The sequence below is a fragment of the Lysinibacillus sp. UBA6686 genome (assembly GCF_002455205.1).
GTDB classification, from domain to species: Bacteria; Bacillota; Bacilli; order Bacillales_A; family Planococcaceae; genus Lysinibacillus; species Lysinibacillus pakistanensis.
Genome location: NZ_DKJS01000036.1, coordinates 89567 through 96225, shown reverse-complemented (window position 1 = coordinate 96225; position 6659 = coordinate 89567). Strand labels below are relative to the sequence as shown.

The following is a 6659-nucleotide window of genomic DNA, read 5'->3' as shown; positions in this document are numbered from 1 at the left end:
GAGCCATTAGCTCAGTTGGTAGAGCATCTGACTTTTAATCAGAGGGTCGAAGGTTCGAGTCCTTCATGGCTCATCATTTTTATCTTCATTCTTTCAGTGGTTGTCCAAACACCTACTGAATGAAGATAAAGCCTCCGGCGGATGTCACGGATTTTCAAAGGAATGAACAAAAGGATGTTACCTAAAATCTTCGCATCCTGGGAAAACGGCTAACTGACCTGCATCGTGCAGGCCTAGGTACAATTCAAAATCCGGACGCAATAATTACACCAAGGCGAAATTGATAGATACATATGCGCCCGTAGCTCAATTGGATAGAGCGTCTGACTACGGATCAGAAGGTTATGGGTTCGACTCCTGTCGGGCGCGCCATAGTATGTTTTCGGAATGTAGCTCAGCTTGGTAGAGCACTTGGTTTGGGACCAAGGGGTCGTAGGTTCGAATCCTGTCATTCCGACCATCTTTATTTTATTTGGGGCCTTAGCTCAGCTGGGAGAGCGCCTGCCTTGCACGCAGGAGGTCAGCGGTTCGATCCCGCTAGGCTCCACCATTTCAATATTTTTGGAGGTATACCCAAGTCTGGCTGAAGGGATCGGTCTTGAAAACCGACAGGCGGGTAACACCGCGCGGGGGTTCGAATCCCTCTACCTCCTCCATTTCGGGTCAGTAGCTCAGTTGGTAGAGCATTAGATTGAAGCTCTAAGTGTCGGCGGTTCGATTCCGTCCTGACCCACCATTATTTGCGGGTGTAGTTTAATGGTAAAACCTCAGCCTTCCAAGCTGATGTCGTGAGTTCGATTCTCATCACCCGCTCCAAAATGGGGCCTATAGCTCAGCTGGTTAGAGCGCACGCCTGATAAGCGTGAGGTCGATGGTTCGAGTCCATTTAGGCCCATCATTATTCCGAAGTAGCTCAGTTGGTAGTAGCACCTGACTGTTAATCAGGTTGTCGCAGGTTCGAGTCCTGCCTTCGGAGCCACGGCCCGTTGGTCAAGTGGTTAAGACACCGCCCTTTCACGGCGGTAACACGGGTTCGAATCCCGTACGGGTCATCAAGCATGTAGCACAGTTGTGTGTTACATGCTTTTTTCTTTATGTATGTCAATCAAATTGCCTTATAAAATAGTGAAATTATAAGCCAAAAATTATAATACCATCCTAAATGAAACCATGGTCATTTGAGAGGAATTATCATAGTGCATTAGAAAGTATGATCCTGCACTAGATAGAGCCAATTAATGAATCTATAGACAGTTCAAAGTCAGAGGTAAATAATTTTAAGTTTATAAAGAACTTACTGGTGTGGGTTATTTAAGCCTTGATACACAAGGTGAAGACTTACAAATTTAAATCATATAAATAAATGACCGGTACTCACTTTAAATGAGTAACAGGTCATTTTTGCTTACATTAACAATACATATTTCTTTGTCTACCTATTTAACATAATCAGATACTAAGAAAGCACCTAAATGATTTGGTTTCTATACAATACTTTATTTACATTATGTCTTACGGTCTTATGACCAGCTTTAATACCTTTACCAATAGCTATAAGCATAACATCTAAATACCTTTCAGAAATATTTAAGATTTCTTTTAATTTCCTAGAATCATAACCTGACATTGTGATTGTCTCAAAACCAGCTTCATTTGCTAACAAAATTAATGACATTGAAGCAAGACTTACATCTCTAGTTAACTCTAGCTTTAGATCTTCCTTAGATTTATTTTCATAATAATTTATTGCAGCATTCGCTAGATAATCTCTTAGTGATTCATCAAAATAACCAGCTTGAAAGCCTTCTTCATGTATCTTAATAATATTTTCTTTATCGAATGCCTGATAATCTCCCAACATAACAATTAATGTTGAAGCCTCTATCACTTGTTGCTGATTAAAAGCTATAGGTAGTAATAAATTTCTTAAGTCTGGCTCATCAATAATTAAGTAACGAGTAGATTGTATATTATTACCATTAGGTGACTTACTTGCACTTTCAACTAATGAGGTTAGAATTTCTGAACTAATTTTATACCTTGGATCATAATGTCTAACTGAACGTCTTTTTTCTAAAATATTTTTTACACTCATGCTATCAACTCCGAAATTATTATTATGTTGCAGCTTTAATTATAGTAAGCAATAATAAATAAGAAAATAACGCACTTTAAAGTGGTATAGCCACTTTAAAGTGCCTTTTTAGGAGTTAGGAGGAAACAGATGGTTAACTATAATACTGGAATCAACATTTTCATGAACATTGCAGGTGGAAAATGGAAATGCTTAATACTCTTTTTCTTGAGCCAAAAATCAGTAAGGACAAAGGAGTTCTATGAATTAATACCTGGAATTACACAAAAAGTCCTAACAGATCAATTGAAACAGTTAGAAAGAGATGGACTTGTACAAAGAGAAGTATTTAAAGAAGTACCTCCAAAAGTGGAATACAGCTTAACTGATCTAGGAAAATCATTTGTACCAGTATTAAACACAATGTGTGAATGGGGTAATAACTATGCATTTATAAAAGGTATAGAGAAAGATCAGCAAATTTATTGTGATACGTTCCTCAGTTCCCAAAACGAAAAGAAATTGTAATAGTCATTGCCACTTGTTCCTTATTTGACTTGTCTTCTATTGTTTCAAACCATACGGGAATGCTGAGGATAACATATTTTCGGAGATAGTTTTTTTACATATTGTCTCTATTTTTAATGATTATATGTAGTGAATTATTTTAGACTATTAAAAGCTTAAAAGGACCGCCCGATGATGGGGAGGTTAAAGTATGGAGGGATATCAACTTACTTTAAACCAGAACATAAAATTATGTATTGGTTAAAACAGAATGAACTTTATGCCCCAAAATAGAAAAGGTGATAAAATGACAATAAAAAAATGTCCGTCTTGTGGGTATTTCACAGTTGAGCGTGACTATGATATTTGTGAAGTTTGTTATTGGCAATATGATGCTGTGGGACAAGACATGCCAGATAAAGTGATTGGCCCAAATAATGTTTCTTTGCATCAAGCACAAGTAAATTATAAAGAATTTGGTGCGTCTGAAAAGCGGTTTATAGAATCTGTTAGAGCTCCCAAAGAAGATGAGCTTTCAGAAAATAATGTGGAGTGTTAATAGCATATAAGGAGTACAGAGCTCTAATTCAAAATAGACATTATCAAAACACTTGCTTCGGTAGGTGTTTTTTTGTGGAATACAATAGGATTTACAGAATGGTACAATGACCACATACAGTTTAATTGATTTGTATATTACGATTTAAAGACAAGTGGCTAACATATGATATTTAGTGACTATTAATTAGTTTTAATAGTTATTAAAGAAATTATTACATTAATTAGAGCTTGATAAATAAAGCTTTTGAGCCTTCATGAAATTACATGATAGCCATCATTAAATTTGAACAAACTATTTCATATATGCAATATGTATGTTTTTTCTAAAGATATTTTCGTGGTGCTTCCTGTTTTGTTCCTCTAATATGAGGGTAGGTGGAGGAATCGACATGAATATACAGGAGATACAACAGTTCTTAAATCTATATCAGGCAGAGCAAAATGAATCTGAATTTTGGTTAGAGAATAGATTACAACAGATTAGAAGTGCAGGAGAATACAGTCCAACAACAGACGAACTAATTTTTGGTGCACGGGTTGCATGGCGTAATAGCAACAAATGTATTGGTCGCCTGTTCTGGCAGTCATTACATGTAGTAGATGCACGTGATGTTTTAGAGGAACAGCACATTTTTCAAAAGCTACTAGAGCATATTGACTATGCAACAAATAGTGGGAAAATTCGTCCAACCATAACCGTGTTTGCTTCAGATCGAGTACGTATATGGAATCATCAGTTAATTCGTTATGCAGGCTATGAAACGGAAGCAGGTGTTATTGGTGATTCAAGTTCCATTGCGTTTACAAAAGTATGTGAATCATTAGGCTGGAAAGGTCAGCGAACACCATTTGACGTGTTACCACTTGTCGTACAGGTAGATGGGCGTGCTCCACAGCTGTTTACAATTCCAACAGAATATATTTTAGAGGTACCAATTCGTCATCCCGAGGCAGTGGGTGTGGAGAAATTACAGTTGAAATGGTATGCCGTACCTATTATTTCAAGCATGCGTTTTCAAATGGCGGGTATTGATTTTCAAGCAGCCCCGTTTAACGGCTGGTACATGGGGACAGAAATCGGTGCACGTAATTTAGCAGATCATGATCGCTATAATATGCTACCAGCTATTGCAGAGATATTTAATCTTGATACGAGTAAACAAGCCTCTCTTTGGCGAGACCGTGCATTAGTGGAGCTTAATATTGCTGTCCTTCATTCTTTTAAAGAAGATGGAGTGAGCATTGTGGATCATCATACAGCAGCACAACAGTTTAAACTGTTTGAAGAAGCAGAGGAATCGGTAGGGCGAGAACTGACAGGCAACTGGACATGGTTAATACCGCCGCTTTCGCCTGCAACGACTCATATATTTCATAAACCTTATATAAATATTTATCATACACCAAATTACTTCTATCAAAAGCCATACTATTAACTGTAAAGGAGCTGTTAAATATCCCAACAGCTCCTGAAGGATTTTACGGAGATCTCCATTAATTCCACTATCCACAACTATTGCCTCTTTTAGTTTGCCATATTATTCATGCAGTCAGAAGTATCAGCAATGATGCATATTTATCGATAAAATACTGTTCTAGATTGCCTCTCTTAGTACCTATATACAATCGCAATAATCCCATTTACACTTAAGCTATCTTGTTTTTTAGGAGAGGAGCAATCCAAATGTTGAACCAGCCTATCCCGAATATCCCATGGCAACAATTGACGACACCCTACGGTAGAGGAACAGCTATCCCTCAGCTGATTGAACAGGAGCAATTTCAGCAGCTTGCTGAATTAATTGAGCATCAAGGCACATTATGGCAGGTGACACCATGGGTTTTGCTTATCCTTTTAAAAAAGCTTGCCAACAAAAACATGGAAGACGTTTCATTACAAGAAATAGAGCTTTATTTAGCTGTGGCGCAAGTGATTACTGAGGATTATTTAGACCCAGCATATACGGTTCAAACTATGCAGGAGCTACTAGAGGCCAAATATTTATGGATAGAAGATGAGGAGGATGATGAACTGGAATGGGAGGAAGAAACGCCAAAGGGCTATGAGCAGCAGGCTTTTTTGAGCTATTATTATTTTAGTCATTTACTCTTACAAGAGGCTCTTCCAATTTTTACTGCTATAAATGCTCATAACAAAGAAGCCACAAAAGATCTTGATGAGCTGCTAACTATATTAAAACAGCATGATAAATAAAAAAGTATAAGCACAGAAAATAAGCAGATGGAGAACAAGACTGGTTTTCCCATCTGCTTTAATTTAATGGACATATTCATCTTTAGAGGCTCTAAATGAACATAAAAAGAGTATTACAGCTACAACGACAAAGAGCCAGCCAGCAATATTCCAGCCACCAAATAAATCATGCAGGTAGCCAAAAAGAATAGGACCAATTGCAGCAAATAAATAGCCTAATGATTGCGCAAAGCCTGATAAATCAGCAGCTTCAAAGGCTGTACGAGTGCGGAGTGTGAAGAACATCATGGCTAAGGCAAAGGAAGCCCCACCTGCTAGGCCTAATAGAATCATCCAAAGTACCCCAAGGCTAGTCCACTCCATGACAACGCCAACAAAGCCTATTAAGTAAAACGCTGTAAACATTAAGACAAGAGGTCGCTGAGACGTCATTTTACTAGCAATGATTGGCACAGCTAAAGCCATTGGAACTTGCGAAAATTGCATGATGGAGAACATCCAACCTGCACGATCAGCAGCTAACCCTTGTGATATGTAAATTTCAGGAATCCATGCTGCAGTTGTATAAAATAACAATGATTGTAATCCCATAGCACCTGTTACTGCCCAGGTAACTGGGGATTTCCATAAAGGTGAACGTTCTTTCGTTTTCTTTACAGTGGGCTCGGGTTTATTAAACTTTAATTGTGGAATCCAAATTAAAATAGTTAACACAACTAGAATAAGTGCAATAGCCAGTGCTCCTTGCCAACCTAGAGATGATCGGGCGATAGGGTAGCTAATCCCAGCACCGAGTCCTGCTGTTAAATTCATGGACATTGTAAAAAATGCCATAAGTAAGCCCACATGATAAGGAAATTTTAACTTGAGTAATCCCGGAATAAGTACATTTCCAAATGCAATAGCAACCCCAATTAGCATAGTTCCAAACACAAGTAGACTTGTTGTTCCCAGAGAGCGTAATACAATACCTAATGCTAAAAGGATAGTGGATAAAAATAGTGTTAGCTCAAGTCCCAATTTACGTGCAACAACTGGTGCAAAAGGCGATATAATCGCAAAAGCGAGAAGAGGAATAGTGGTTAGAAATCCAGCTAATACATTTGATATACCTAAATCTTCTCGTATAAAAGAAATAATAGGTCCCACAACTGTTAATGGCATTCGTAATGTCGAGGCAATACAAATAACGCCAATGACTAATAATAAGGTAGCTCCCCTCCAGCTAATTTTCCTGCTAGGATAACTAGTTGAATCTTCATTTGTTGTCAAAATAAATCCCCCCTGTTTGCATTCAATTAT

6 protein-coding genes and 10 tRNA genes are annotated in these 6659 nt (G+C 37.9%); 14 read left to right on the top strand and 2 right to left on the bottom strand.

Annotation, left to right across the window (positions count from 1 at the left end; translation table 11 throughout):
• From B2R82_RS09165 to B2R82_RS09120, 10 genes are all read left to right on the top strand, one after another.
• Positions 1–73 (top strand) — tRNA-Lys (locus B2R82_RS09165).
• A gap of 222 nt (positions 74–295) precedes the next feature.
• A tRNA-Arg gene (locus B2R82_RS09160) sits at positions 296–372 on the top strand.
• An 11-nt stretch (positions 373–383) separates the two neighbouring features.
• A tRNA-Pro gene (locus B2R82_RS09155) sits at positions 384–460 on the top strand.
• Positions 461–474: 14 nt separating this feature from the next.
• Positions 475–550, top strand: a tRNA-Ala gene (locus tag B2R82_RS09150).
• A gap of 13 nt (positions 551–563) precedes the next feature.
• A tRNA-Ser gene (locus B2R82_RS09145) sits at positions 564–656 on the top strand.
• A gap of 4 nt (positions 657–660) precedes the next feature.
• Positions 661–736, top strand: a tRNA-Phe gene (locus B2R82_RS09140).
• Between the two features lie 6 nt (positions 737–742).
• Positions 743–816, top strand: a tRNA-Gly gene (locus B2R82_RS09135).
• A gap of 5 nt (positions 817–821) precedes the next feature.
• Positions 822–895 (top strand) — tRNA-Ile (locus B2R82_RS09130).
• Between the two features lie 7 nt (positions 896–902).
• A tRNA-Asn gene (locus B2R82_RS09125) sits at positions 903–979 on the top strand.
• A gap of 1 nt (position 980) precedes the next feature.
• Positions 981–1052: transfer RNA gene (locus B2R82_RS09120), tRNA-Glu, on the top strand.
• Between the two features lie 416 nt (positions 1053–1468).
• On the opposite strand, the gene B2R82_RS09115 is transcribed toward B2R82_RS09120, so the two are convergent.
• Positions 1469–2095, bottom strand: coding sequence for a nitroreductase family protein (locus B2R82_RS09115; protein WP_286924555.1), 627 nt, complete (start codon positions 2093–2095; stop codon positions 1469–1471).
• Positions 2096–2224: 129 nt separating this feature from the next.
• Here B2R82_RS09115 and B2R82_RS09110 point away from each other — a divergent pair, with 129 nt between their 5' ends.
• The 4 genes from B2R82_RS09110 to B2R82_RS09095 all read left to right on the top strand — a co-directional run bounded on the left by B2R82_RS09110 (position 2225) and on the right by B2R82_RS09095 (position 5357).
• Complete coding sequence (locus tag B2R82_RS09110; protein ID WP_286924554.1) at positions 2225–2602, top strand: winged helix-turn-helix transcriptional regulator; 378 nt, start codon at positions 2225–2227, stop codon at positions 2600–2602.
• A gap of 286 nt (positions 2603–2888) precedes the next feature.
• Positions 2889–3140 carry a CPCC family cysteine-rich protein gene (locus tag B2R82_RS09105; protein WP_286924553.1) on the top strand — a complete coding sequence of 84 codons (252 nt, stop codon included), beginning with the start codon at positions 2889–2891 and terminating at the stop codon, positions 3138–3140.
• 391 nt (positions 3141–3531) lie between these two features.
• Positions 3532–4578 (top strand): nitric oxide synthase oxygenase, encoded by a 1047-nt coding sequence (locus B2R82_RS09100; RefSeq protein WP_286924552.1) that lies wholly within the window; start codon positions 3532–3534, stop codon positions 4576–4578.
• Positions 4579–4826: 248 nt separating this feature from the next.
• Positions 4827–5357 carry a hypothetical protein gene (locus tag B2R82_RS09095; protein WP_286924551.1) on the top strand — a complete coding sequence of 177 codons (531 nt, stop codon included), beginning with the start codon at positions 4827–4829 and terminating at the stop codon, positions 5355–5357.
• 63 nt (positions 5358–5420) lie between these two features.
• On the opposite strand, the gene B2R82_RS09090 is transcribed toward B2R82_RS09095, so the two are convergent.
• Complete coding sequence (locus B2R82_RS09090; RefSeq protein ID WP_286924550.1) at positions 5421–6629, bottom strand: CynX/NimT family MFS transporter; 1209 nt, start codon at positions 6627–6629, stop codon at positions 5421–5423.
• Positions 6630–6659 lie beyond the last annotated feature (30 nt).

Bases quoted from the DNA above. Each gene is read 5' to 3' on its own strand.
- B2R82_RS09115 (WP_286924555.1), bottom strand. From the start codon at position 2,095: ATGAGTGTAAAAAATATTTTAGAAAAAAGACGTTCAGTTAGACATTAT.
- B2R82_RS09110 (WP_286924554.1), top strand. From the start codon at position 2,225: ATGGTTAACTATAATACTGGAATCAACATTTTCATGAACATTGCAGGT.
- B2R82_RS09105 (WP_286924553.1), top strand. From the start codon at position 2,889: ATGACAATAAAAAAATGTCCGTCTTGTGGGTATTTCACAGTTGAGCGT.
- B2R82_RS09100 (WP_286924552.1), top strand. From the start codon at position 3,532: ATGAATATACAGGAGATACAACAGTTCTTAAATCTATATCAGGCAGAG.
- B2R82_RS09095 (WP_286924551.1), top strand. From the start codon at position 4,827: ATGTTGAACCAGCCTATCCCGAATATCCCATGGCAACAATTGACGACA.